The following is a 306-nucleotide window of genomic DNA, read 5'->3' on the forward strand; positions in this document are numbered from 1 at the left end:
TACCCACGCGTTACTCACCCGTCCGCCACTCGGCAAATAAGAATCCATCCGAAAACTTCATCTTATTTACCTCGTTCGACTTGCATGTGTTAGGCACGCCGCCAGCGTTCATCCTGAGCCAGGATCAAACTCTCATGTTAAAGTGTTTGTATCCAGGTCCAAAATTTAGCTTGGCTAATTTTTAAACCGTTCTACTGTTTTATTAGGTTTTGTTCTGAATGTTCTCATTCATGGTCTAAACCAGAGACCATTTTTATAAGAATTTTCAGGGTTTTACATACTGTTCAGTTTTCAAGGAACTTTTTT

Annotated in this window: 1 rRNA gene; it reads right to left on the reverse strand. The window is 39.9% G+C overall.

Features of this window, described 5'->3' with window-relative positions:
• Positions 1-140: ribosomal RNA gene (locus tag DXA87_RS14580) — 16S ribosomal RNA — on the reverse strand; the annotation flags it as partial.
• Between the last annotated feature and the right edge of the window lie 166 nt (positions 141-306).

It is taken from the genome of Desulfotomaculum sp. OF05-3, from assembly GCF_003435535.1.
Taxonomy (GTDB): domain Bacteria; phylum Bacillota; class Clostridia; order Lachnospirales; family Lachnospiraceae; genus Pilosibacter; species Pilosibacter fragilis.